Below are 25,984 nucleotides of genomic sequence, written 5' to 3'. Positions count from 1 at the left end.
AACAGGACTGCAATACGATCAGCGGTGATTAAAATCCATAAAGCGCTGCGCCAATGCAGCGCTCTGCTCAGACCAACCAGACAACGCCAGCAACTGCACCACCACTTCAGCCGTACATAAAGCACCTGCCTGCTGATTGCGCCGCAGCAGATAAACAGAGTGGGAAGCAGGTAAACTCAGCCGTTTTGCCTGCTGCAAATACGGGCTTTGCCTGAGCATCTTCTGACTTTCCTGCCAGGTGGCGTCCAGCAGCACCCAGTGCTGACTGGCCCAACACAACGGCTCTGGCCTTGCCACAGCTTCTGTCGGCTCGGAGGCCGGATACAACAACCACAACTTTTGTTGTTCTGCCAGTTGCACTAAATGCGGGTCGGGGTTTTTGCGTTGCCACTCAAGACGTGTCACGGGAAGGCTGGCATGAACAAGCAGTTCCTCCAGCACCAAACGCCCTGTATTGCTTGGCCTTTCCAGCTCACGCTGGTGTGTCAGCAAATACAGCGGCATCAGGGTCTGGCAAGTAAAGGTGTAGCGTACAGCGGTGTCTGGCTAAACTGAATCACAGCGGTCTGAGTCAATGCTTTGTTCAACATCAGTTTGCAGCTGTGCTGTTCACAATGCAGTGCTGCCTGAACCTGTGGGTCCGGCGAACTGGCCACCACTTCAGCGGCAAAATGCAGCGTCAGCCCCTGCACTTCTGGCAACCAGTACTTGCCGACTCCGGCCAGGCTGTCGAGCAGCGCATCAAATTGACTGTGCATCCCTTGCAACACAGCCAATTGGGTTTCACGCTCAATTGGCAGACGGGAGCGCAGTTTAAAATTGAGGTCACAGGGGGCTTCACCTGCAGGCTGTTGCAAGCGGATCAGCGCTTTATTGTCATTCAATTGCTGATCATAAGGCAGGATCAACTCCCCATTGGCGGCCTGAGTCAAAGGGGCTTCGCTGATATCGGTAGTGATCAGCGCTTTGTCCACCACACAAGGCTCTGAGCTGCCTGCACGCTGCAATTCAAAGGCCAGCGTAATAGCACTGAACTGCGCCTTTTCGCTTTTTTTCATCCGGGCATAAAAGCCGTCGTAATTGAAAATAGTGTCAGCCTGCAATGGCAGGCTGCAGCAAAGCGCTGCCGCGATGATCCAGGCTTTCATATCAGCTCTCAATATGCTGATCATTCACTCTCAGCATTTTTTCAATTTCGTTGACGTACGCCTGACCCCGTTCAGAATACTTCAGTAAACCGGCCACCAGGTGCTGCCCTTTCACTTCGCCATTGCTGCGTTGTTTCGCCCGCAATGCCCGTAACTCTTCGTATTGATAGAAGGTATTGAGGTTATAGAAATAGCTGGTCACAGCGGCAGCAACATGCGGAAAAACCGCCACTTCGTGGTATTTACCTGCGCCACGCTGCGATGGCACCAGGCCACACCCCGCTTTAAAACACCACTGACCAAAAAAATTATAGGCTTCCAGTGCAAAGCGACTGCTACCCCAACCAGATTCTTTCGCCGCCTGCACCAACACCAGTTCAGCCGGGATCACATCCACACGCTTTAACAACTCTGTAAAGCCTGTGGCGTCGACGTCCGGGTAATCCAGCTTAAATTCATCATACAGGCTGAATAAAAATGCATACTCTTCCACTGTCAGCTCTCGTTGCTGATACTGTTGTTCCAGTTCAATGATCTGATGACGCAGGTTCAGCAAACGGGCATTTTCACGTTCAACAAAAGGCAACAGATAACCAAAAAACTTCTTCTTCTTTTTGTCCACGTCTTTCATGGCAGAAAAATCTGGCACCGCACTGAGTTCAGGCATGCTGACCGGATAAGCAAGCCGTTTCAGTAATTTACGCTGATCAGCTGCATCCAGTGCCGCCAGTTTAGACGGCATTTGCCATTCCTCTAACGACACAATGTCTTCAACAGGTGCGGGGTTCAAAAAAGGATAAGCGGCGCAGTACAGCACCACAGCGGCAACTGCTACTTGCCCTAACCTGCTGATCACCTGAGCTGGCATCACATCTCCTGTTGAACTTCTCCGTCAAAGGAAGAAGCCTGTTGTCAAAACTGAATGGGCGCGTATTTTAACCACTTCAAATGCGTTTTTCGACTATTCTGCGGTGAAAAAGCCAAATCGGCCACCACCACACCAACATAAGCATATGAAAAATAACAACTTTAAAATTGGCAGACTCTATGCATAAATCCGTTTAACTCACAACAATAAGGATAAACACCATGCATAAACTCAGCTTCATCGCCGCTGCTGTTCTCTGGTCAGGTACTGTCTTGGCTGCCGGGCCAGTGCAACTGCAACAGCAACTGGACAGTAAAAACCTGCAGCATTTTGAACTGGATGTCGCCGTAGGTGAAGTGGACATCCGCGTCGTCGAAGGCACAGAGATCTCTCTGGATGTCGAACTGGAACCAGATAACAACTGGTTGGGTTTTGGAGCCGATTTATCCGCCGCCAAAATTGATGTCCGCCAACAGGGGGATACCGTCAAAATCCGCATTGAACTCGACGATGATGATGATGTGGAACAGAACTGGACTGTCCGCCTGCCAGCCCACTTGAGTCTGGCGCTGGATTTAGGTGTCGGCTCTGTCGAAGTGGAAGGTTTACGCCAGAATGGCAAGGTGGATGTGGGGGTCGGTGATGTGGATTTTGCACTGGACACCCGTCTGTATCAGCAGATTGAACTGGATGCCGGCGTTGGTGATACGGCTATCCGAGGTGGTGCTGGCCGTTATCAGACTGAACGGGCTATGGTCACCAGCAACAGCAAGCTGACAGGCTCAGGCACTTTGCGCCTCAACGCGAATGTCGGTGTCGGTGATATTAAGGTCAATCATCAGCAGTGATGCGCCACAGTTCCGCCTTGCACACCGCAGTCCCAATCGGGGCTGTGGTGTGTTGTGAAATTTATCACCTGTTTGAACACAGCGGCATTTATATTGGCGATGGTCAGGTGATTGAGCTGGCAGGTTCAGGCCTGATCCGGGCGCTGTCGTTCGAGCGTTTTGTCGGCCAGCGCTCCGGTGAAGATTTGTATCTGGCCGCCACAGCATCAGGCCAGATCATAGGTTCAGCTGCGGCAGCAGAGCGTGCGCTCTCTCAGCTGTACAGTTACCAGTCCTATGACTTGTTACGCAATAACTGCCACCGCTTTACCTATGCCTGCGTCAGCGGCCAAAGCTTGCCTGTCACCAGCTTTTACGATTTAAAACAAGCCTTAGCCCACTATTGGCGTTTTACCCCACAGTGGCAGCAGTGCCGACTGCCTCGGCGCTGACTTTTTTTCCTGATGGTGATTGCAAAAGACGTCTGGATGTGTGAAAACGTCGAAACAACAATGACTTTCAGGGGATAAACGGGTAGTGGTATGAAAACGATTGAGCGCTCGGGTAAATTGGACGGGGTTTGTTACGACATTCGAGGCCCTGTGGCACGTGAAGCGAAACGGATGGAAGAAGAAGGCCAACGTATTCTTAAGCTCAATATTGGTAACCCTGCCCCTTTTGGTTTTGAAGCACCGGATGAAATTCTCAAGCATGTGATCCATAACCTGCCCAATGCCCAAGGCTACAGCGACTCTCAGGGCATCTATCCGGCCCGGGTTGCCGTTGCTCAGTATTACCAGCAGCGTGGCATACGCGGCGCTGACGCCGACGATGTCTATATTGGCAATGGGGTGTCTGAACTGATTCTGATGGCGCTGCAGGGATTATTGGATAATGGCGATGAAGTGCTGATCCCCTCCCCTGATTACCCGCTTTGGACTGCCGCAGTGAACCTCGCGGGCGGTAAAGCCGTGCATTACCGCTGTGATGAGCAAGCCGACTGGATGCCGGATCTGACCGACCTGCGCGGTAAAATCAGCAAAAAGACCAAAGCCCTGGTGCTGATTAATCCGAATAACCCGACGGGGGCTGTCTACAGCGACGCCATGCTGCTGGAACTGCTGGCGATAGCCCGTGAACACAAACTGGTGGTAATGAGTGATGAAATTTATGACAAAATTTTATACGACGGCACGACACACACCAGCACGGCAGCGCTGGCGGATGACTTATTTATCCTGACCTTCGGCGGTTTGTCGAAAAACTACCGTATTGCCGGTTTTCGTGTTGGCTGGATTTTCCTGTCCGGCGCCAAGCATCTGGCCAAGTCCTATATTGAGGGCCTGAATATTCTGGCGTCGATGCGGTTATGCGCCAATGTGCCCTGTCAGCACGCGGTTCAAACCGCATTAGGTGGCTATCAGAGCATCAATGAGTTGATTGTACCTGGTGGTCGTTTGTACGACCAAATGGATCTGGCGCACCGGCTGGTCAGCGACATTGACGGTTTAAGTTGTGTACGGCCCAAAGGCGCCATGTACTTATTCCCCAAAATAGACCGCAAAAAAATAAAAGTGAAAGACGACGAACTCTTTGTGTTGGATTTTTTGCGCCAGCATAAAGTGTTACTGGTGCATGGCACCGCCTTTAACTGGCCGGAGCCGGATCATTTCCGTATTGTGTTTTTACCCCATAAAGAACAGCTGGAAATGGCCATTGGTCGCCTGGGTCAGTTTGTGACTGGTTATTCCCAATGACAGCCAACAGCCATTTTTTTGCCCATTTGTTCCGGATGAAGCTGATTAACCGCTGGCCCCTGATGCGCAATGTCACCACTGAAAATGTGGCTGAACACAGCCACCAGGTGGCGGTGGTTGCCCATATGCTGGCCACTATCCGCCGCGAATTATTTCAAGGAGAAATCAATCCGGACCGGGTGGCCACTCTGGCTTTGTTTCACGATGCCAGTGAAGTACTGACTGGTGATTTACCGACGCCGGTCAAGTATTTCAATGCGCAAATAGCGCAGGAGTACAAGAAGATTGAACAAATCGCCGAGCAAAAGTTGCTGGCAATGCTGCCGCCTGAGCTACAGGCCCATTACGAGCGTCTGTTGCTCAGCGACAGTTACAGCCAGACGGAAAAACAACTGGTCAAGGCGGCCGACACTCTATGTGCTTATGGTAAAACCCTGGAAGAAATTTCTGCGGGGAATCATGAATTTGTGCTTGCCCAAAAGCGGCTGGAAGGCATGCTGGCCACCTATGATTTACCTGAAGTAAAGTACTTCCTGCAGGTTTTTGTGCCCAGTTTTTCGTTATCACTGGACGAAATCAGTCAATAAGCGGCCAGCCCGCAGCAGGTACAGCTGCGCTGCACCTGCTCTGCACACTGCACTCTTAATGATCGCGGCAGGCTTCTGCAGCAAACTCAAATTCGATCGTCGTATGTTGCAGCCGGTAAGGCGCCAACAGCTCGCGGATTTGCTGTTTGTACCCAGGCAAGTCCGGGTGTTCGGCCACAGTTAACACCAGGTGGGCCGTTAACACATGCTTTTCACCATCCAATGACCACAAATGCAAATGATGCACCTCGCTGACAAAATTCAGCGCCTGCAGCTTCTCTTCAAGTTCCTGTGTCAGCGCCGGGTCCGGCGATACCTGTAAAAACAGGCCAAAGGTGCGGCGCAGGTTGCGCCAGACATTCAGTAAAATAAACAACGTAAAACCGATACTGAGCAACGGGTCTATCACAGCCCAACCGGTCAGGTAAATCAGTAAAGAGCCGACTAACACTGCCACCCAACCAAAGACGTCCTCCAGCAAATGCCAGGTCAGCACCTGTTCATTCTGAGTTTTACCCAGCCGTAATTTCAGCACAGCAGCGCCATTGACCAACACCCCCAGCACAGCCAGCGCCATCATACCTGGCGCATGGGGTAACACCGGGTCCCAAAGCCGTGGCACAGCTTCGTACAAAATCCAACAGCTGCCTAACACCAGGATCAGGCTGTTGACCAGAGCACTGAGTAAGGACCAGCGCCGGTAGCCATAGCTATACCTTTGATTGGGTGCTTTGCCAGACACTTTGGCAGCCGCCCAGGCAAAAGCAATGGCCAGGCTGTCTCCCAAATCGTGCATTGCATCCGCCAGAATCGCTACACTGTTGGTTAACAAGCCACCGATCAGCTCAATGATGCTGAAACTGAAGTTCAGCCAGAAGGCAACCGCGATATTGCCCGTTTCAGAGCCGTGATGATGCCCATGGTGGGAATGGCCGTGAGAATGAGAATGACCTGAGTGATCATGGGGCATAGCGTCTCCCTGCAGTTGTCTTCAGTACTTTATTCGGGCTGGCTGTCAGGTTACCTCAGTCAACCAACAGCTGTCAGCAGCAAAGCCAACAGAAAAATCACTGCACAGCTGAAAAAAATGCGTGAGGCTGGTACAGTTTTGCCAATCGCTTCCGATACAGAACAAGAACTTCAGATCACACTTCTCTTATGCGCACTTTATTCAACTGCTTGAGCCTTTGCTGTTTTATTTTTCCATTACAGGCCATGATGTCGTATGACTACGCGGCCTGGGCAGGCCACAACAAAGACGGCAGCTGGACCAGGCAATTGGAACGCTCTGTTCAGCAATCGAAATTACCTCAGCTCAAACCTGCGGATATCACACAATTTTGTCCGGCTTACCCCAAACTGAACTTGCATCAGCGCAGCAAGTTTTGGGTGGGCTTGTTGTCAGCGATGGCTAAACCTGAAAGTAATTTCCAGCCATTAACCCGTTACCAGGAAAAATTCCGCGACGGCAAAGGCAAACCGGTGATTAGCCGCGGTTTGTTGCAAATCTCGCAGGAAAGTGCCAACCAGCCGCGTTACCGTTGCAACATCACAGAGGCGGAGCAACTGCATGATCCGGCTATTAATCTAAGTTGTGCTGTACGAATTATGCAGAAATGGGTGCAAACCGATGGCCAGATCAGCTCGTCAGACTGGGGAACTCAGGCGAAAGGCGCAGCCCGTTATTGGTCGGTGTTAAGGCCCGCCCGGGGGCAATTGCCGCAGATCCGTCGTTTTACCAGTCAGTTGCCCGTGTGCAGGGCCAGTTAATACAGACTGCGCAGCCAGTTTGCTGAGCATCAACAGCGAGGCTGCGTAGTAGTCATCTTCCGCTTTCAGTTGGGCCGCGATAAAACTGCTGTCGCCATGCAGCAATGCTTGCACAGCTTTAATTCCGCTGGATGCCGGGTAATTGGCTTTTTCTCCGGATTTCACATCCACCCAGTCTGCAATCACCTGGCCTTGTGGCCAGAACGCCAGAAATGGCTGTTTCAGCTCGGGAGTTAACGCCCTGCCCCACACGAAATACATGGGGATCCGTACTGCATCGTAACTGAAACGGCTTGGTTTTTCCGGCGTCGGTGAGACTTTGGCATCCTGCTCGAGGCGGATCCAGTCTGTTGGTAATTTCAGTTCGCCAAAGCGGCATAAAGCCAATAACTTCTGGCCATCGCGCACCAGAGCCTGCCACTGCAGCTCCGGCTCCAGCTGGGCGAAATCATTAAAGGCAGGGATCACCCAATAGGACAAATTGATGTCCACATAGTGGTCAGAATCAAAACCAGACAAGCCAGGCAGCAACACCGTATAACCGGCAAACTGGCGCACCAGTAACTGGTGAATATCCCGGCGAATTGCGGCAGAAGCCGCTGCGTAATTCGGGTTTTTCCAGCGCTGTGCCGCTTTGTGCAAGGCCCAGGCGATCAGAATATCGCCATCACTGGCGTTGTTCGGATCAGTGACTGCTGGCACTGATTGACTGTCATAGCGCCAGGAAAACAACCTGTTGTCTTTTCTGGCGAGATTTTTCCGGGTCCAGCGCCACATGGATTCAAAGGTCTGCGGATCATCATTGGCCTGGGCAAACAACATGCCCCATCCCTGCCCCTCGGAATGGCTGATTTTGTTAAAACTGTCTACAACCCGGCCTTCAGCTGTGACAAAACGTTGTTTGTAACCTGGCCAGTCTGCCGAGGTATCGGCCAGGCATGACATGGACATCAGCAGCAGGCCGGACAGCAGGCTAATTAGGCCAGGCATGGTGACCCGGATGGTCCTGCCGGCTTTTTCCGTAAACAAATTCAAATAGACCTCCGGCTTCTGCTTTGCGCATTCTGACCTGGACATCGGGTTTCCCACCCAATGACACCAACCAACTCTGATACAAACCTTCCAGCAGCGCACTGAACAACCGCGCCTCCAGCCGCTCCTGCCCGGCATCGCCATACGAAGGCAGCGGAAATGCACCGTGGCGCAACAGCAGACTGCTGTCCAGCACCTGAATACGCACCCAGCCCCACTGAAACTGTTTAAGCACCCCATTGATAGAACGCTCAAGCTCTTCAATGCTGTTGTACAGCGCCAAAGGATAGTCTTTTGCCAGCCGCTTGCCCATCTGACGTAAAAATGAATCGGCACCAGCTTCACCGGCGGTCTGTACAATTTCAGCAATAAAAACCCGCACAAAGGGGATCCAGGCCGCCTGAGTTTGTTGGCGGAAAAAATAATCTACAGTGATGTCCGCCTGATCAGTCATTTGTCCCTCCCACCAGATACTTCATATACAACCGGACCACCGACTCGTTGTATTCACCAAAACTGTCGTACGCCAGCTGTCCACCAAACTTCAGATCCGGGCTGGGTCTGTATTCACCATTGACGCCAAAACTCATGCCAAAACCAGATTTGCTGGACGCGGCATAACCTGCCTGATCAAAGGCACCAAGTGCATAGAATAAATCCAGTGCGGCCTGTGCTGCCGCGTCGGTCGGGAACAGACTGTTGCCATCTTCGCTGTAGCTCTGAAAGCCAGGTGCAAACAATAAGTTATAACTCCAGTCGTTCACTGTAGCACCATAACTGACAGGAAACGCCACACTGACATAATCCTGCGGGCTGAAGTACCCACCGTGGCCAAAGGTAAATTTGCTCAGGTTTTCATCGAAGCTGTTGTAGCTGACATGAATACCTAACTGCAGCTGCTCATCCGGGTCACGCACCGGACGGTAATATGCACCGACCTCTGCAGCTTCGGCTCTGTTGGACGCCACATTGTCGCCATCGTACTTATGTTTGGACACCGAGCCGTAAGCCCCGGCCGCCCCGTTGTCAAAGTTCAGCCCCAGACTGCCGCCCGTTTTGGTCACGGCCCCCCAACGTTCACCGCTGACATGGTCCACAGTGCCGGCGTAGGACAGCAGGCTGTCTTTAACTGCACGGCGTTCGCCCTGCAGCACGACTCGGGTATTTTTGGCAATTTCCGGCTGAACTTTCAGGCCACCGACCACATTGGTTTTATCAAACCCCAAAGGCGTAGTTCCCACATCGGCGCTGAGCAGATCGCTCTTATAACCCACCGCCAGAGCGACCCCTGAATTGCGCTGAGTCTGCGGATTCCCTGTACTGATGGCCAGGGTATCCAGTTGATCCTGCGCTGTGGCGATCAGGCTTTCCAGCCTGGCCCGGCTTTCCCTGAACGCTTCAACGGAAGATGAATCCAGCGTAATAGTGGATGCACCATAGTTTTCGTTTAAAAACTCGTCAATCAGTTCAAGCTGACTGGACGTCAGGTTGCGCGCCGTCAGATCAAAGGTCTGAAATAAATCAATGGCAGCAGCCCGGTCAAATACTGTTTTAGCGGCCGCAGTAACAGCCTGTAACCGCGCTATATTGGCCGGAGATTCATTTGGGCTGGCAGCAGCGGCATCCGATTCATTTTTTGCGTTTTCATATGCCACCCCCAAATCATCTATATCATCCAGTACATCACCCAGCACAGCCATTCGGGCACTTAAACCGCTGGACGCATTGACCACGGCACCACGACCAAACAAATTGATGTCGTTTTCTGTTTCCACTGTGCCGGAGTTCAACGACACCGGAGTGACACTGGCCTCGACCCGCCCTCCCACTAAGCCGGTGGACAGGGTGATAGGAGTTTCCACTGCAGCCAGTCCGGAGGAGCCATCCGCGCCTTCGCGCACCCGAAGTACGACATCGGTGTCAATCCGGGTTTTGGTCTCCTGCTCAATAGCCACCAGCATGCTGTCAATTTGCTCAAACATGGACGCCGACGGATTACTGACTTCGGCACTCTGAATATCGGCCACCCCAGGCTGACCAGGCAGCCATTCCGGCCGGCTGTTGCGGGCAAAACTCCGTTTCTGTTTACGGTCACGGAACGGGTTATTTTCCGTCTCTGTGCTGTCACGGAATGGGTTGGATGAACGTGCTGTTTCCGTCTGTCCCCAGACCGCCGTATTCTGATACGCCAGTTTGCGGGCTTTGACCAGCAGCTCTGTTGCCCTGTCATGATCGCCTTCCGCCTGAGCTACCCTGGCTGCCAGCATCAGCCATTCTGGTTGCTGGTTGCTATTCCAGTCCAGTTTGTTCAGCAACTGCCGGGCACGTTCAGGTTCATTTTTTTGCAGCGCCAGCTCTACAGCCCCTGAAAGGGCCTCTTTGCTGTCGGGCTTGAGTCTGAGTACATAGTCGTAAATCTGTTCAGCTTCAGTGGTTTTTTTGCCGTCCTGGTACAGCCGGGCCATTGCCAGCAGCAGGCTTTCGTCTTCCGGAAACTCACGCAGATGCGCCGCCAGCAAATCGTACGCCAGCGCCAGTTGACCATCCGTTCTCAGCGTATCCGCCTCTCTGACGGCCAGTCCCCGTTGCAACTGATCAAACTGAGCTTTGTCGGTCTGGCTGAGGTCGGATCTGAGCATCAGCTCCGACAACAAGAGTTTGGCCTGCCGTGCATGACCGGTTTCATTCAGCACTGTGATATGGCTCAGATACTGAGACGGAGCATCGGTCATGCCACGCATCAAATCCATCTCAACTACCTGATACGCCAGACCCGACTGACCACTTTTTAACAGCTCAGCAGCCAAGTCGCCGGCTGCACCTGCACTCATTGAGCCCTGCTGCATCATCTCTGTGATCAGTTGTTGTGCATGATCCTGATCCCCTGCCGCAGCGCGTTGCAACACCCGGCTTAATTTAGCCCGCGCTGCCGCCTGCACTGCCAGCTCCCGCATGGCAGCCGTCTGCTGAGCGGCCGGCACTGAAGCCATGATTTGTTCCACATCCCGCCAGCGTTGCTGCTCACTGGCAAACATGGCTGCAGCAAAGCGGGAATCGGCGTCCGGCTGACTGAGCAAGGGCTCAATGACCGCCCGGGCTCTTGCCGGCTCTCCCTGTTTCTGCACCAGACGGGCCAAATCCAGCCGGACCCATGGATCATCCGGGGCCAGCTTTAACGCCCGACGCAGGCTGATTTCCGCCAGCAATTCGTTGCTGTTGGCAGCATCAGCACGTAGCCGCTGCACTTCAGGCTGAGACAAACCGGCAATCTGACCACGTTCAGCGTCAGACAATTGAGCCGCTAAACGTTCGGCCTCTTCCCAGCGCCCCATACTTTGCAGTACGCCCACTAACCCCAGTTTGGCCGCTGTATGGGACGGTTTTTTCTGTAACACAGCGCCAAAGGTGGATTTCGCCTGTTCCAGCTGACCCTGTTTGTGTTGCAGCTGACCAGAAACCACCTGAGCCTCCAGATCAAAGGGGGCCGGGAATTTGGTTAATGCCGCGACTTCGGTTTGTGCCTGCTGGTAGTTTTCCTGATCGGTCAATTGTTGCACCCGGGCCATGCGGCTGTAAAAATCAGCCGACAGATAGGCCTGGCGCCAGTTGTTGCTTTTGCCGGGTGCCATCGCCATCGCTCGGCCAAGGGTGTCTTTTGCCTGACTGAACTGCTGCTGTTTCAGACGGATTAAACCAATACCGGCCAGCGCGTCAGCGTCGTTCTGGTTTTCGGTCAGTGCTTTGCGAAAATAACTTTCAGCCTGGCTGAGCCGGTTGGCATCCAAAGCCCGGTAGCCGAGAGTGCGGCTGTTCAGCACCGCCGCTGTGGATCCAGACTTGGCTTTTTCCCTGAAGTAGTCCATCACTTCAACATCATCCGGAAACTGCTGGTTGTATTGTTCGTACAGGTTTTTATCTGCAGCTTTGACGTCGAGCCACAACAGGGCCTGACGCCAGTGGCTTCGGGCTGTTTCAGAACCAGGCGCCAGCTCGGCCAGCATACGGATCCCCTGCCGACGGCTGCCTTCGTCATAACTCAGCACCTGAGCATAAGCCAGCCGTATACTGCCGGATGCCGGACGCAGTTCATGCAACTGCTTCAGTTCTTTTTTGGCAACCGCCAGTCCTGCCGATGTGCCGGCTAAGGTCAGGTAATATTCGGCGGCTAAATCCTGAGTTGGTGTGTCACTGCCAAATACCTCTTTGTAACGCGAAATTGCCAAATCGTATTGGCCAGAGGCGGCCAGACGGCGCGCTTCGCTCAAAGTGGCCGGGTCAATTTGTCTGGCCACCTGCACGGCGGTCAGCTCTTTTAAACGGGGATCCAGCGGTGACAGACTGGCCAGCAAACCTGACCATTTTTTCAGCTCGGCTTCGTTGTTATCACGCGCAGCCAAAACCCCCATCCGGTAAATCGCTTCCAGGTTATTCGGGTCTGCGGCCAGAATTTTTTGCAGAGCGTCGCGGGCAAGATCGCTGCGGTTGCGTTCCTGCCAAAAGTCAGCCTGCTCAAACAAGCCACCAAAACTGGTCTGGTCGTCGGCTGCCACGGCCTGTCCCATCAAACAAAAGGCGAATGCAGCCAGCATTGATCTATTCATTTATCCCGGATCCCTTCGTAATTCTGTACTCAGCCCGTTGTTTTAATAATGGATACAAAATAGCGGCGCCAGCAAAGGCCGCTAAGGCAAGACCTATCACCATAAAAATAATGTGCTGGCCAAAGAACCAGCGCAGTTCCATATGCCAGGGCATGCGGCCAACCGCAATTTGTTCGCCGACTCTGGCACTGCGCACCTTGCCATCTGAATCCACCAGCGACATGTCCCACAAGACTTCACTGCTGACCAGTGGCTTGTTCAGCGATTCGATCAGTTGAGGTAACTGAGCAGAGGTTTCTGCCGCTACTACAACCACCACACGCTCCTGATCAACAGGTGAAACAAAACTAAACAACCCCTGCACATTCTGTGTGCTGTCCAGCACCCGGGCCGCCGCTTTGGTTTCTCTGGTCCAGTCACCTTTTAAAAACCACAGCACATGCTCCAGAGTGCTGTAGGATTTGACCTGCAGCCGGTCACGTTGCACTTCAAAGGCACTCTGATTCAGTATGTGCGATTTTTTTAACTCTTTAAAGTTTGAAATAACAAGTAAATCATGGCCTTGAAGATCTTCAGTGTAACTCAGACCGGTTTTCACACTGAGCTCCAGTGCCGGGTACCCTGTATCACGCCCCATCCGGGCAGCCAGTTCGAACAAGGTTTCAATTTCTTCATTGCCAGGCTGGGCTGGCAATAACACCACGGTTTCAGAGAGATCAGCCCGGCGCGTAAACGGAAAACCAACACCGACGAAATAAGATAAGTTTGGCAATTGCGTAAAGTTTTTGGCCGCAGTCAAATCAATACTGGAATCACCGTGAATACGGCCGGTGATTTCTTTTGGCACATTCAGATCACAGCCGGTCGAATTCACCGCAAAATGATGGTACAGCCGCAGTTTGTTTTCGCCATAAAGTAAATAAGGCGGAATACGCAGCCTGGCACTTTCCTGTCGGATGTCCCGGCCCAGCCAGCGGTTCAGCGTGGCCCAGACGCCGGTTTGGTTCACTGGCAAAGACGCGAGGTAACGGCCATTTAACGACACATCCAATGATGAATTGCGTTCATCCAGCCAGTCGCCTTCCGGAAAGTTATACTTGATGGTCATTGGAATGTATTCGCCATCCCAGAAAAACAGATCCGGCGATGCACGAAAATTCAACTCTACCGGCGAATGGAACAAGCCATGGCTGGCCAGCTGAGATTCCTGCAAAAACTCAGAAAACTGCACTGCTCTGTGTGTGGTAGTCCAGCGGGGCACTTCATAGGGTTGCATCAGATCACGACTGACTTTTTCAGCTTTGACCACTGTGCCTTTGAGTGCTGCAGTGCGGGTGACCAAATAAGTAGCGGCTGTTTTCAGCTCTTCCGGTGTGCGGCCCATCACCAGCAACAATTTGTAAACAGGGCTTAACGGGTTGTCAATTAACCGCAGTTCCGGCCCCTGGATCCTGGGCAACGTCAACCCCTGGATGCGTTCATCCGGCGTAACAAACACAATGGCGTTTTCCATCGGGATCAGGTTGCGCATGACAGGGAAACTCAGATTGCGGTACTCCGCCACCCGGCCAATGTACGATGCAACTATGGCCCCACTGGTCAGCGTTGCCACACTGGCATTGACCGGCAGCACCACAGGCACTGAAACCCGGTTCATGGCACCTGGATTAAAAAAGGGTTCTGGGAACCTGGCCAAATCCGGGCTGACCGGGAGGCGCTGAACTGACATACTCAATGACGAATCGCGTTGAACCTTGATCCAAATTTCTTTAGACAACTCGTTCTGACATTCCTGCACAGTGCGACCGGTCAGGCGAAAACCAAGATTGTTGGTGCTCAGCACCAGCGCTGGCTCAATGGCAATATCCACTTCCAGGGACTTGGCATTAAAGGGTGACAATTCCACCGTCTTCAGCAACTGTCCATTAAGCACCACATCGAGAAAACTTTCATCTTCAAGCAAGGCCTCGGAATAATTCAGTTTTAACTTCAACTGGGCACTACGGACAAATTCATCGTTACGCAAGGTGAAATTCAGACCCGACGCTGTGTTATTACCAAAAAAGTAAATGTCTTCCAGCGCGCCGAGCTCTTCGAAAGAATAGATTTCAGTGCGGCTGTCCCACACCTTATTGCCTTTGGCCACGACAACTGGTTTTTCAGCAGGGGTCTGAGGCGCACTAAGCGCCTGGTTAGACAGAATGACAGCACTGACTGCAATCACCACTAACAAAGCCAGCCTGGCTTTCCAGCCGCTGAGCGGACGGGCGGCACCTTCTGCTTCATACTCCCGCTCTTTCTTCTTCACGATGGATTCCTGGAATAAGCCGGCAATGGAACGCATGACCCGGAAGCAAGACAATAAGATGTTATTGTCTTTGTGCTCGGTGTAGCTGGGTAACCAGGCATCCGCACGGCCCATCACCACTTTGACCAGTTCGCGCCGCTGGGCAATAGGCAACTCACCAAAGCTGAAGCGGATACATTCTTCATCCCGGTAGATGGTTTCGACCGGGAACACCATCGCGGTGTTGTTCAATGAAATCTCAATATCGCGGATCTGTTCGTTGTCTTCCTGCTGGGTCACATTCTCCACCTGAGCGCCGCCCATCGATAAATTCATCGACTTGGTTTTGCGGGTGTGACCAGATTCCAGATGCAACACTACCGGCAAGGAAATATCCAGGCGGACTGTCCGCCGCACCTGTTTCATTTCACGGGCCACGGCCACGGAAGCAAACAACATAATGCAGCTGAAGCCGGCCCAGAACAGGTTCAGTGCCAGCACTTTAGGTTCAATATTGTAATACTCATTCCAGATCAGCTGCACGATGCCGGACAAGACACCACAGATCAGCAGCACCAGGGTAAACAAATGTGGTTTGACAATGTCGTAGTCAAAATAGCCATTTTCCAGCAAACCGCCTTTTTCGGTCACATTGAATTTTCCTTTGCGCGGATTTAACAAGGTGGCTATGGTTGGCAGTACCAGATGAAACGACAGCACAGCCTCGTAAATTTCGCCCCAGAAGGTGTGCCTGAAACGCCCCTGCAGCCGTGAGTTGGTGTAGGTGGTAAACAACAGGTGCGGCAATGCATAAGCCAGAATCATTTCTGGCGAAGCATCAATAATGTTCTGACCAAATAACAGGTAACACAAGGGGGCGGTTAAAAACACGATACGGGGCAACGCAAACAAAAAATGCATCATGGCGTTGAGATAACACAAACGCTGGGGCAAGGTTAATCCTCTGCCCAACAGCGGGTTGTCCATCCGCAAGATCTGGATCATGCCCCTGGCCCAACGGGCGCGCTGACCAATATGCAATGCCAGACGTTCAGTTGCCAGCCCGGCAGCCAGTGGCAAGCCCAAAAAGGCGGAATTCCAGCCGCGGCGCTGCAGTTTCAGCGCCGTGTGAGCGTCTTCGGTGACTGTTTCTACCGCGAACCCACCTATTTCTTCAATTGCACTGCGCCGTATCACAGCACAGGAACCGCAGAAAAATGCGGCATTCCAGAAATCGTTGCCTTTTTGCACCGGGCCGTAAAACAATTCGCCTTCACGCGGAATTTCATTGCCCGTGGTTAGGTTACGTTCAAAGGGGTCTGGCGAGTAAAAGAAATGCGGTGTCTGCATTAATGCCAGCTTGGGGTCCGTCACAAAAGCCCCCACTGTCGCCTGCAAAAAAGCTCTGGTTGCGACGTGATCACAGTCAAATATGCAGATCAGCTCACCGTCTGTCAGCCGGATGGCATTGTTCAGATTCCCCGCTTTGGCGTGTTTATTGTCATCACGGCTGATATAGCCGACGCCTGCGGCAGCCGCAAAAGCACCAAATTCAGCGCGCCGGCCGTCATCCAGAATGTAAATCTTCAGTTTGTCGCGTGGGTAATCAATATTTTGCGCCGCCAGTACTGTGTCTTTCACCACATCCAGGCTTTCGTTGTAGGTTGGAATGTAAACGTCTACAGTGGGCCAGGCAGAGACATCATCCGGCATAGGCACGATACGGCGCTCCAGCGGCCAGATGGTCTGAAAGAAGCCCAGCGTCAGAATAATCCAGGCATAAAACTCAGCCAGCAGTAAGCCAATGCCGAGAAAGCCTTCCAGCAGGCTGTCAAACACCAGGGTTTCAGTGGTACGCCAATACAGGTAACGGGTGGAGACAATGACGCACATCAACAACATGACCATATGAGTCCAGTGGTTTTTGATGCGAGCCACCAAAATCAACAACAAACCACAAGCCAGGCCAAATAAAGTCTGACTGCTCAGGTCCAGAGGGGTGGTCACTATCACAACGGCCACCACCAACCAGAAGATAAATGCCAGCACACTCAAGGTCGTCGAGGGCGCTTTAGAGTCTCTGTTCGTCATTTAATCCCTTACGCAACGTTTTTTAAATTGATTTTTTATGCGGATTAAAGATTGCTTTGGGCAATAACCTGTGAAGATTTTTTGCTATTGCATCAAAATCAGCGGCAACAGCTGACGCCTGGGAATATTTGAATACCAGCATCTGGTTTGCATTGGCTTCGGCCACAGCCTCATCGCGGTGCACTGTCCCCAGTAAAGCCGACCCCAGACGCTGAGTCAGAAACGAGGTGACATCTGCATTCAGCTGACTGCGCACATCCACCTGATTCACAATGTAATAGCAGCGATCACGCATATCCTCGCCATACAAATTGCCGGACTCAATTTCCGGCAGGCTGCTCAGTGAGGCACTGTCTGCCAATAACACATTGAGAATAATAGGATCGAACTGACACAAAGCCTGCATGGCGACAGAATAGCCCGGCGCCAAATCAGCGATCACCACCAGCTCTGGCTGGCTGATAAAAGGGGCCAGCCAGGTCGCCAGCAGTTTGGGTTCTTTTGCCAGAGTCTGCTCGTAGTGGTCTTTTTCAAATTTTTGTACACGGCCATACGGAACATAACGCACACCGGAATCAGATTCCCGCACATGATGAGACCATTCCTGAACTGCATTCCAGTCTTTGACATGGCCGGACGAATCACTGAGTGGCATGCCAAAATGCAACCTCAGTGAATTTTGCGGGTCAAAATCAATCACCAGTACCCGCAAGCCTAAACGCTGTAACGCGTGAGCAAGATTGGCCGTCAGCGTTGTTTTACCCACCCCCCCTTTCGGAGATGCCACACAAATTAAATTCATGCACCTATCCGTTCTAATAATAATGATAACGGACTGGCTGGCTCTTTTTCTGCAGCTGGTGCCGGATTCTGCGTTTTAAGAAATAAATGGGACAAGTCACGAATGGAACCGTCTCGGGCTGTTCCATGCAGTTCATTCACTGATTCGACAGTACTTAACCGCTGAACAGGGTTGCCAGGCTCACTCCGCCCGACCAGTTTGTCACCGTAAGGGTAGCAAGCGGCATCCGCATTCGGGGTTCTGGAAAATTCAGCAGTTTCCCGGTCAAACGACGCCACCTGATTGATTAACTTCCAGCGGGAATTGCCCGGAATAAAAGCGGCAGATTCAAAGCTTCGGTAATTTAAATTATGCGCGCCAGTTTTTGTCACGAACTGCAACACATCATCATAGTGTTCCATGATACCTCCTACCAAAGCCGCGCCATCAGCCGGTTCTTAAAATTGACAAAATTGAAACAAAGCACAAGCAATCTGATATGGTTCTGTTGTCGGAACGACGTAAAAACCAGATTTCATGTATCACTTTTACCAATTTAATGAAAAAAACATCAATGCGCAAGTGCAAATATGAAAAAAACGGCAAATTTTATCATTTCTGTATTTTTATCTGCAGGAGTCTGACTATTCTGAGGATTCAAAGTCAATACGGATGAATTTAATTTGACTATATGATAAATGTGAAACATGGATCCAGCTTACTTTACCAGATCAAAATTTCGGTCAGGCCTCAGTTTAAACATCGGCTGAGCAGTGGATTTTCTAAAGCAGAATTTCATGGTAAAGACAGGCTGCCGGGTGCAACACCCGGCAGCCAAAACAAAGAGAGAATCCCCCCGCTTATTCGCCGTATTTCTCGCCCAGGTACAACCAGGTTTCCAGTACCGTATCCGGGTTCAGTGAGACTGAATCAATGCCCTGCTCCATCAGCCAGGCGGCAAAGTCTTCATGATCGGACGGGCCCTGGCCACAAATACCGACATATTTACCTTTGGCTTTGGCGGTGGAAATGGCCATTTCCAGCAACTTCTTAATGGCTGGATTACGCTCATCAAACAGATGGGCAATCAGACCACTGTCCCGGTCCAGACCCAGGGTCAGCTGTGTCAGGTCGTTGGAACCTATGGAGAAGCCGTCGAAATACTCGAGGAACTGTTCAGCCAGCAGGCAGTTTGATGGCAGCTCGCACATCATAATAACCTTCAGGCCATTTTCGCCACGCTTCAATCCATGGGCTTCCAGCAGTTCAATTACGGCTTTGGCCTCTTCCAGCGTGCGCACAAAGGGAATCATCACTTCCACATTGGTGAAGCCCATTTCGTTACGCACCCTTTTGAGCGCCTCACACTCCAGCGCAAAACAATCACGGAAATCGGCACTGATATAACGCGATGCACCACGGAAACCAATCATCGGGTTTTCTTCATGTGGCTCAAACTGCTGGCCGCCGACCAGGTTGGCGTATTCGTTCGATTTAAAATCGGACATCCGCACTATCACCCGTTGTGGCGCAAAAGCCGCCGCCAGGGTGGAGATCCCTTCGGTCAGTTTGGCAATGTAGAACTCCACAGGCGAGGCATAACCGGCCATCATCTGACGGATAGTGGCCTGCAGTTCAGCACTCTGACGGTCAAAGTTCAGCAGGGCTTTGGGGTGCACCCCAATCATCCGGTTGATAATAAATTCCAGCCGGGCCAGACCTATACCGGCATGTGGCAAGCGGGCAAAGGAAAAAGCACGTTCCGGGTTACCGACGTTCATCATAATTTTCATCGGTAACTTCGGCATCTGGTCGACACGGGAGGTCACCACCTCAAAAGGCAGAATGCCCTGATACACATAACCTGTGTCGCCTTCGGCACAGGACACTGTGACTTCCTGACCATTTTGAATACGGCCGGTGGCGTCGCCACAACCGACCACAGCCGGGATCCCCAGTTCACGGGCAATAATAGCCGCATGGCAGGTACGGCCGCCGCGATTGGTGACAATAGCAGAGGCCCGTTTCATGATCGGTTCCCAATCCGGGTCCGTCATATCGGTGACCAGCACATCACCTGGCTGAATTTGGTCCATGTCGGCAATACTGGCCAGTACCTTGGCTTTTCCACTGCCAATTTTATGGCCGATAGCACGGCCTTCAGTCAACACAGCGGCAGTGCCTTTGAGCTGGAAACGCTCCATCTCATTGCTGTCTTCCCGGCTGCGTACTGTTTCAGGACGGGCCTGCACTATATAGAGTTTGCCGTCTACACCGTCTTTGGCCCATTCAATATCCATGGGGCGGCCATAATGTTGTTCAATAATGATGGCCTGTTTGGCCAGTTCCTGCACTTCGGCGTCGGTCAGGGAAAACTGCTGGCGTTTGTCTGCTGCGACATCCTGAATCAGCACCTGCTTGCCATGACTCCGATCGGAGGAATACACCATCTGCACCAGCTTGCTGCCCAAAGTGCGGCGTACCACTGCCGGTCTGTCTGCCAGTACAGTGGGCTTGTGAACATAGAATTCGTCCGGATTGACAGCGCCCTGCACCACCATTTCACCCAAACCATAAGACGAGGTGACAAAAACCACATCCTCAAAACCTGATTCAGTATCGATGCTGAACATCACGCCGGAGGACGATAAATCAGAACGCACCATACGCTGCACGCCTGCAGACAACGCCACTCCACGATGGTCGTAGCCCTGATGCACCCGGTAAGAAATGGCACGGTCATTGAACAGGGAGGCAAACACATGTTTGACTGCTTCATGAACCTGCTCGTAGCCACGCACGTTGAGGAAAGTTTCCTGCTGGCCCGCAAAAGAGGCATCCGGCATATCTTCGGCGGTGGCCGAGGAACGCACGGCAAACGAAACATCACCCACACTGTCTGAGACTAACTGCTGATAGGCCTGCTGCAACGCCTGCTCAAACTCAGCCTGAAACGGCGTATCAATCACCCATTGGCGGATTTGCGCACCGGCTTTCGCCAGTGCAGTCACATCATCGACATCCAGGCCATCCAGCAGTTGATAAATTCGTTCGTTCAGTCCACTCTGTTCCAGAAACTGATTAAAGGCATCCGCTGTAGTTGCGAAGCCACCCGGAACCTGTACACCGGCAGTTGCCAGGTTACTGATCATCTCCCCCAACGAGGCATTTTTTCCGCCGACGCGCGGAACGTCATGCATGCCTAAGTCCTGGTACCAAACAACGAATTCTTGCACGATAAGTCTCCAATTTGTGTTGCAGGTTCTGTAAGCTTACATGGCTAGCCACATAGCCATCTCATTCTACACTGGGGTTAGAATGAATTAAAACCTTAATTTCTAATGTAATTTTATAACGACAAATGAGGTATCCCGTGCGAACTGCCTTCTATATATCTGATGGGACCGGTATTACCGCTGAAGTGTTTGGACATGCCCTTCTATCGCTCTTTCCCGCGGAATTCGACCATATCACCATTCCTTTTGTCGAAACCGAAGAGTTGGCCTTACAGGTCAAGCAACGGATTAACGATCGTTATAAAACTACCGGAGTGCGCCCTTTGGTGTTTCAAACCTTTGTGGACGACAAGTTGCGGTTGATCATTAACAGCAGCGAAGGCAGTTGTTATGACTTTTTAAATGCCTTTGTTGAACCCATGCAAAAAGAGCTGGGCATACTGGCGATGCCCAAGACCCACCGAACCCACAGCATTCATGAAAAAACCTATGACTTCCGGATTGACGCAGTAAACTTTGCTCTGGCCAATGACGATGGTTCCAATTTAAAGGACTATGCGAAGGCTGATATTATTCTGGTCGGTGTCAGCCGTTCCGGCAAAACCCCCACCAGTTTGTACCTGGCCTTGCAATACGGCATTAAAGCCGCTAACTACCCTTTTGTGCCGGAAGATCTGGATCATCTGAAACTGCCAAATGAGCTGCGTCTGCATAAAAACAAACTCTTTGGTTTAACCATTACACCTGAGCGGTTAAGCCAAATCCGTGAACAGCGCCGACCTGGCAGCAAATACGCGTCACTGCGCCAGTGCAAACTGGAACTGGATGAAGTGGAAGCTTTGTATCAGAAAGAGCGTATCGCTTATCTGAACTCCACCCACTTATCGATTGAAGAAATTTCAGCCAAAATCATGGCGCAAACCGGCTTAAAACGGCAGAAGTACTGAGTCTAAAGTGCCAGCAACTGCAAGGCCTGCTGTGGTGTCAGGCTGACAGACTGGCCCTGTTGCTTTTGCCGCACCAGGCTGACCAGCGCCTGATTAAGGGGCGCCTTCAGTCCGGCTTCTTCAGCCAAAGCCACCACGGCACCATTCAGGTAATCAATTTCTGTCTGCCGTCCAGCCTGCAAGTCGTCCCACATTGATGAACGGGCCTCAGGATTGATAGCCAACATGGAACTGGCTACAACACGAAACAGCCCGTCCGGCAACCGCAGTACAGTGGGCAGTGCGGCGTTAGGGACTTGGGTATAACGATGCAGTGACAGTTTCCTGTAACGGCACAAGGTCAACAACTCATCCATCACGCCTGCCAACAACAGACGATACGGGCGTTGCTGTAACTGCTGCCTCAACGGCAGTCCACACAAAGCATTAATGGCATTATTCAGGTTCAGCAATAACTTACCGAGTTCAGCCGCCAGAATATTGGGCTGTAACTCTGACTGCAAACCAGTGGCTGACAAGGCGTCCATCAACCTGGATTGCAGCGTCGTTGCTGGCCCTGACCACACCATGGCCCCACCACTGGTACGGGTATACAAACCAGGTCCGGCTTTTACAACATTAAAAGGCACTATCGCTCGCCCCACCTTTAACGGCAGAAACTGCTGATACCAGCTTTGCATTGCGACGCCATTTTGCAACGCGATTATTTCGGCATCAGAGCGCAGGTAGTGGCCAAGTTCAGGTAACAAGGAATGCAATGAAACAGCTTTGACAGTACAAAGCACCAGATCCGCTCCCCGCAGCGCCTCTAATGAGGTAAACACTGCCGGGCTGTTCAGTGAATAACAGCGTAATTCGAGATTCTGGGCCGTAAAGCCATACACAGCTGCATCAAGCGCCAGCGATTCGCGACCAATAAAACTGACCTGAAACAGCCCACTCTGAGCGGCCAGTATGCCGAGGTAACAACCGATGCTACCAGCGCCGAGCACCACTAAATGAGGTAAAGCCGCTGCAACGGCAGCGGCTGTTGTGGCAGAACTGTGGTTATTTGCGGACTGCACGTAAAGTGTCAGCGATCAGGAATGCCAGTTCCAGCACCTGATCGGAATTCAACCGCGGATCACACTGAGTGGTGTAACAGCGGCTTAAATCCTGCTCCGACAAACCATAAGCACCGCCTGTACACTCAGTAACGTTTTCACCGGTCATTTCCAGGTGAATACCGCCAGCATGACTGCCTTCGGCCTGATGCACGGCGAAGAAGTAGCGGATTTCACGCAGAATGGCTTCAAAGTCACGGGTTTTGTAGTCATTACTCGCCTTGACTGTATTGCCATGCATAGGATCAGAGCTCCAGACCACCTTACGACCTTCGCGCTGCACCCGACGCACCAGAGCCGGCAGTTTTTCTGCCAGCTTGTCCGCCCCCATTCGGGTGATCAGGGTCAGTCGACCCGGCGTATTGTCCGGGTTCAGTGCATCAATCAGACGGATCAGATCCATTTCGTCCATACCAGGGCCAATTTTCACACCAACAGGGTTCTTAATCCCTTTAAAGAACTCCAGATGGGCATGATCCAGCTGCCTTGTCCGCTCACCAATCCAAACCATATGGGCTGAACAGTCGTACCAGTCTCCGGTCAGTGAATCACGGCGGGTCAGTGCCTCTTCATAATTAAGCAGCAGCGCTTCATGCGAGGTGTAGAGCGAGGTCTCACGGATTGACGGCGCATTTTCAGACGTGATGCCGCAGATTTCCATAAACCGCAACGCTTCCTGAATACGCTGGGCAATGTCCTGGTAGCGGCCTTTCAGTGGATTGGATTCCACAAAGCCCATATTCCAGCGGCTCACCTGATGCAAATCGGCGAGCCCCCCCTGTGCAAAAGCTCGCAACAGGTTTAACGTTGCCGCTGAATGATGATAGGCCGTTAATAACCGGTTTGGATCGGGCCGGCGGGCGTCTTCAGTAAACTCGAAGCTGTTGATAATGTCGCCACGGTAACTGGGCAAAGACACGCCATTGATGGTTTCCAGATCGCTGGACCTCGGTTTGGCATATTGACCCGCCATACGTGCCACTTTGACCACGGGGCAGCCACCGGCAAAGGTCAGCACGACGGCCATCTGTAACAGCACTTTAAAGGTGTCGCGGATTTTTGGTGCATTAAAGTCACTAAAGCTTTCAGCACAATCGCCACCCTGCAATAAAAATGCTTTGCCCTCGGCCACCTGGCCGAGCTGACTAAACAAATCCCGGGTCTCTTGCGCAAACACCAGCGGCGGATATTTATGCAATTGTTGCTCGACCGAGGCCAGCAGGGATTTATCATCATAGGTGGGTTGTTGTTGGATTGGAAAAGCTCGCCAACTTTGAGGCGTCCAGGTCGTCACTTTTTAAGTTTCCTATTACAGATTAAATAAATTCTTCGCTTGGGTTATGGATCCGCAGACAAAGTAAATTTATTGCCGGAGAAATTCAATGAGAAATTGGTCTGAACGCCATTTGGATTGAAAAAAAACGACAAAGCCAGCTGCAGAGTCCAGCTGGCCAGCTGTTTGATGATAGTTTCAGGGACTCAGAATACGCAAAGCCGATTGAATATGTTCTGCACAATGACGACCAAGATCGGTCAGGTAGCCGCCATCAGGTTGGGTCAACAAGCCTTTCTGATACAGCCGGCTTATAGCAGCCTTGTACTCGGCAGTGGCATCTTTATGGGCTTTAATACCTTCAAGTGAGGTGTCGAGATTAAACAAATTCAGAATGCGGATTTCGTCATTCAGTTCTGCGCTGACAGCCATAGTCGTCTCCTTGTTATTCTGGTTTGAAGTTAGTCCAGACCGCACGAAAGTGCCAGTGCCTTTCCCCTTGCGACCAGTCACAACACAATATGGTTTACTTATTTTCATTTTGCGGTATTTTTAACCACCTTCTATAGTTGCAGGGCAAGGAGGCTCGCAACAGTGGCCAGTACTTTTCAATTCAGCCAGCAACAATGGCTGGTCAGTTTCTTTCAGCACCTGTCCAATCCGGCATTTATTTTGCTGGACGATTCAGCACATCAATTGCAATTGGTGTCAGCAAATCCGGCGTTCCTGCAACTGCTGCCCGAACCTGTCAGTTTGCCTGCTTCGCTGGCTGATATCCATCTGCCATCCGACTGGGCGCACGATCTGAAAAAGCAGCTTGCTGATCTGGCTGAAGGCTGCAGCTGTACACTGCAATTGAAGATCCGTCAGCATGAGTTTGAACGCTGGTTTGTATTGTCGTTACAGCTCCGTATCATTGAGCAGCAACGTCTGTATTTTGCTCTGCTCACCGACATCACCCAGTGGCAGCAGGAGTGCCGCCAACTGCAGCAGAAGCTCTCTGACATTGAACGACTAAAAAACAGGATCCGTGAGCAAGCCATACGGGATCCGCTGACGAACCTGTTTAACCGCCGTTTCCTCAACGAATTTATGGAGCGCGAACTGGCATTAGCCAGGCGGAATCAAAAACCGCTGAGTTTGGTGATGCTGGATTTGGATCACTTTAAGCAACTGAATGACCAGTTTGGTCACCAGACAGGCGACCAGATCATTGAGTTGGTTGCCCGGCATTTACTGCGCCAAAGCCGGCGCAGCGATATCCTGTTTCGTTATGGTGGTGAGGAGTTTTTAATTTTGTTGCCCAATACCACCGAAGTTCAGGCAGGTCACCTGGCGGAAAGCTGGCGGGCACAGATTGAGCAGTCGCAGATTTTTGCCGCTGAGCAGCCGCTCACAGTCACCATTTCTGCCGGCGTTGCCTGTTACCCTGAACATGGCACTACGGCTTTTAATCTTATTCAAGCGGCGGATCAGGCACTGTATCAGGCCAAAGCCGCAGGCCGAAACCGGGTGATCACCTTCTAGACCAAAAGGCTCAATTGCAGCCTTCTGGTCCGGACCAGGTATTAAGCGATGTACTGGCCACGTAAAGCTGCAATTCGCTTTTCCAGTGGTGGGTGACTTAAAAACAGCTCAGAAGCCGCAGGTTTACTGGCAATACCAAAGGCCATCAT

Annotated in this window: 22 protein-coding genes and 1 pseudogene; 8 read left to right on the top strand and 15 right to left on the bottom strand. The window is 51.9% G+C overall.

What is annotated here, in order from left to right; translation table 11 throughout:
• Nucleotides 1-18: 18 nt before the first annotated feature.
• From WKJ04_RS01825 to WKJ04_RS01815, 3 genes are read right to left on the bottom strand one after another with little or no spacing between them, the layout of a single operon-like run.
• On the bottom strand, nucleotides 19-504 hold the full coding sequence (locus WKJ04_RS01825) for a tRNA-uridine aminocarboxypropyltransferase (RefSeq protein WP_337878851.1): 486 nt from the start codon (nucleotides 502-504) through the stop codon (nucleotides 19-21).
• A complete protein-coding gene (locus WKJ04_RS01820; RefSeq protein WP_337878850.1) occupies nucleotides 504-1,148 on the bottom strand; it encodes a DUF2987 domain-containing protein in 645 nt (214 codons plus the stop codon). The genes WKJ04_RS01825 and WKJ04_RS01820 overlap by 1 nt, the downstream gene beginning before the upstream one ends.
• Nucleotide 1,149: 1 nt before the next feature.
• A complete protein-coding gene (locus WKJ04_RS01815) occupies nucleotides 1,150-2,016 on the bottom strand; it encodes a glucosaminidase domain-containing protein (protein ID WP_337878849.1) in 867 nt (288 codons plus the stop codon).
• Nucleotides 2,017-2,237: 221 nt separating this feature from the next.
• Between WKJ04_RS01815 and WKJ04_RS01810 the strand changes: the two genes are divergently transcribed.
• The 4 genes from WKJ04_RS01810 (at nucleotide 2,238) to yfbR (ending at nucleotide 5,187) form a co-directional block, all read left to right on the top strand.
• On the top strand, nucleotides 2,238-2,864 hold the full coding sequence (locus WKJ04_RS01810; protein WP_337878848.1) for a hypothetical protein: 627 nt from the start codon (nucleotides 2,238-2,240) through the stop codon (nucleotides 2,862-2,864).
• On the top strand, nucleotides 2,864-3,295 hold the full coding sequence (locus WKJ04_RS01805) for a hypothetical protein (protein ID WP_337878847.1): 432 nt from the start codon (nucleotides 2,864-2,866) through the stop codon (nucleotides 3,293-3,295). Before WKJ04_RS01810 ends, WKJ04_RS01805 begins: the two co-directional genes overlap by 1 nt.
• 90 nt (nucleotides 3,296-3,385) lie before the next feature.
• Entirely contained in the window at nucleotides 3,386-4,600 is a 1,215-nt protein-coding gene (locus tag WKJ04_RS01800; RefSeq protein ID WP_337840130.1) for a pyridoxal phosphate-dependent aminotransferase, read from the top strand.
• Nucleotides 4,597-5,187 carry a 5'-deoxynucleotidase gene (yfbR, locus tag WKJ04_RS01795; RefSeq protein WP_337878846.1) on the top strand — a complete coding sequence of 197 codons (591 nt, stop codon included), beginning with the start codon at nucleotides 4,597-4,599 and terminating at the stop codon, nucleotides 5,185-5,187. Before WKJ04_RS01800 ends, yfbR begins: the two co-directional genes overlap by 4 nt.
• Before the next feature lie 55 nt (nucleotides 5,188-5,242).
• Here yfbR and WKJ04_RS01790 read toward each other — a convergent pair whose 3' ends face one another.
• Complete coding sequence (locus WKJ04_RS01790) at nucleotides 5,243-6,157, bottom strand: cation diffusion facilitator family transporter (protein ID WP_337878845.1); 915 nt, start codon at nucleotides 6,155-6,157, stop codon at nucleotides 5,243-5,245.
• Here WKJ04_RS01790 and WKJ04_RS01785 point away from each other — a divergent pair.
• Both WKJ04_RS01785 and WKJ04_RS01780 read left to right on the top strand, forming a co-directional pair.
• Nucleotides 6,149-6,370 (top strand): hypothetical protein, encoded by a 222-nt coding sequence (locus WKJ04_RS01785; protein ID WP_337878844.1) that lies wholly within the window; start codon nucleotides 6,149-6,151, stop codon nucleotides 6,368-6,370. The two genes, WKJ04_RS01790 and WKJ04_RS01785, sit on opposite strands and share 9 nt — an antisense overlap.
• A 35-nt stretch (nucleotides 6,371-6,405) precedes the next feature.
• Entirely contained in the window at nucleotides 6,406-6,957 is a 552-nt protein-coding gene (locus WKJ04_RS01780) for a transglycosylase SLT domain-containing protein (protein ID WP_337878843.1), read from the top strand.
• On the opposite strand, the gene WKJ04_RS01775 is transcribed toward WKJ04_RS01780, so the two are convergent.
• The 7 genes from WKJ04_RS01775 to ppsA form a co-directional block, all read right to left on the bottom strand.
• A complete protein-coding gene (locus WKJ04_RS01775) occupies nucleotides 6,883-7,947 on the bottom strand; it encodes a glycosyl hydrolase family 8 (RefSeq protein ID WP_337878842.1) in 1,065 nt (354 codons plus the stop codon). The genes WKJ04_RS01780 and WKJ04_RS01775 overlap by 75 nt on opposite strands.
• Nucleotides 7,931-8,443 (bottom strand): cellulose biosynthesis protein BcsD, encoded by a 513-nt coding sequence (gene bcsD / locus WKJ04_RS01770; protein WP_337840136.1) that lies wholly within the window; start codon nucleotides 8,441-8,443, stop codon nucleotides 7,931-7,933. The genes WKJ04_RS01775 and bcsD overlap by 17 nt, the downstream gene beginning before the upstream one ends.
• The gene (locus WKJ04_RS01765) at nucleotides 8,436-12,590 is read right to left on the bottom strand and encodes a cellulose synthase subunit BcsC-related outer membrane protein (protein WP_337878841.1); all 4,155 of its coding nucleotides are present in this window, start codon (nucleotides 12,588-12,590) and stop codon (nucleotides 8,436-8,438) included. The genes bcsD and WKJ04_RS01765 overlap by 8 nt, the downstream gene beginning before the upstream one ends.
• The gene (gene bcsA / locus WKJ04_RS01760) at nucleotides 12,583-16,968 is read right to left on the bottom strand and encodes a UDP-forming cellulose synthase catalytic subunit (protein ID WP_337878840.1); all 4,386 of its coding nucleotides are present in this window, start codon (nucleotides 16,966-16,968) and stop codon (nucleotides 12,583-12,585) included. Before bcsA ends, WKJ04_RS01765 begins: the two co-directional genes overlap by 8 nt.
• 22 nt (nucleotides 16,969-16,990) lie before the next feature.
• Complete coding sequence (bcsQ, locus tag WKJ04_RS01755; RefSeq protein ID WP_337878839.1) at nucleotides 16,991-17,770, bottom strand: cellulose biosynthesis protein BcsQ; 780 nt, start codon at nucleotides 17,768-17,770, stop codon at nucleotides 16,991-16,993.
• Nucleotides 17,767-18,171 carry a hypothetical protein gene (locus WKJ04_RS01750; protein WP_337878838.1) on the bottom strand — a complete coding sequence of 135 codons (405 nt, stop codon included), beginning with the start codon at nucleotides 18,169-18,171 and terminating at the stop codon, nucleotides 17,767-17,769. Before WKJ04_RS01750 ends, bcsQ begins: the two co-directional genes overlap by 4 nt.
• 438 nt (nucleotides 18,172-18,609) lie before the next feature.
• Nucleotides 18,610-20,985 (bottom strand): phosphoenolpyruvate synthase, encoded by a 2,376-nt coding sequence (ppsA, locus tag WKJ04_RS01745; RefSeq protein WP_337878837.1) that lies wholly within the window; start codon nucleotides 20,983-20,985, stop codon nucleotides 18,610-18,612.
• Nucleotides 20,986-21,122: 137 nt separating this feature from the next.
• Here ppsA and WKJ04_RS01740 point away from each other — a divergent pair, with 137 nt between their 5' ends.
• Entirely contained in the window at nucleotides 21,123-21,932 is an 810-nt protein-coding gene (locus WKJ04_RS01740; protein WP_337840142.1) for a pyruvate, water dikinase regulatory protein, read from the top strand.
• 2 nt (nucleotides 21,933-21,934) lie between these two features.
• Here the strand turns inward: WKJ04_RS01740 and WKJ04_RS01735 are convergent, their stop codons facing one another.
• The 3 genes from WKJ04_RS01735 to WKJ04_RS01725 all read right to left on the bottom strand — a co-directional run bounded on the left by WKJ04_RS01735 (nucleotide 21,935) and on the right by WKJ04_RS01725 (nucleotide 24,740).
• Nucleotides 21,935-22,996, bottom strand: a complete 1,062-nt coding sequence (locus tag WKJ04_RS01735) for a 2-dehydropantoate 2-reductase (RefSeq protein ID WP_337878836.1) — start codon at nucleotides 22,994-22,996, stop codon at nucleotides 21,935-21,937.
• Nucleotides 22,980-24,329, bottom strand: a complete 1,350-nt coding sequence (locus WKJ04_RS01730; protein ID WP_337878835.1) for a 3-deoxy-7-phosphoheptulonate synthase class II — start codon at nucleotides 24,327-24,329, stop codon at nucleotides 22,980-22,982. Before WKJ04_RS01730 ends, WKJ04_RS01735 begins: the two co-directional genes overlap by 17 nt.
• 177 nt (nucleotides 24,330-24,506) lie before the next feature.
• Nucleotides 24,507-24,740: a TIGR02647 family protein gene (locus tag WKJ04_RS01725; RefSeq protein WP_337878834.1), complete on the bottom strand. Its 234-nt coding sequence runs from the start codon at nucleotides 24,738-24,740 to the stop codon at nucleotides 24,507-24,509.
• 162 nt (nucleotides 24,741-24,902) lie between these two features.
• Between WKJ04_RS01725 and WKJ04_RS01720 the strand changes: the two genes are divergently transcribed.
• A complete protein-coding gene (locus WKJ04_RS01720; protein ID WP_337878833.1) occupies nucleotides 24,903-25,835 on the top strand; it encodes a GGDEF domain-containing protein in 933 nt (310 codons plus the stop codon).
• Nucleotides 25,836-25,876: 41 nt separating this feature from the next.
• Here WKJ04_RS01720 and WKJ04_RS01715 read toward each other — a convergent pair.
• Nucleotides 25,877-25,984 (bottom strand): annotated as a pseudogene (locus WKJ04_RS01715) (zinc metalloprotease HtpX); the annotation flags it as partial.

This window comes from Rheinheimera sp. (assembly GCF_037442345.1).
Classification (GTDB): domain Bacteria; phylum Pseudomonadota; class Gammaproteobacteria; order Enterobacterales; family Alteromonadaceae; genus Pararheinheimera.
Note: the sequence above shows the minus strand (reverse complement) of the source record. Positions and strands in the feature narration are given on the sequence as shown.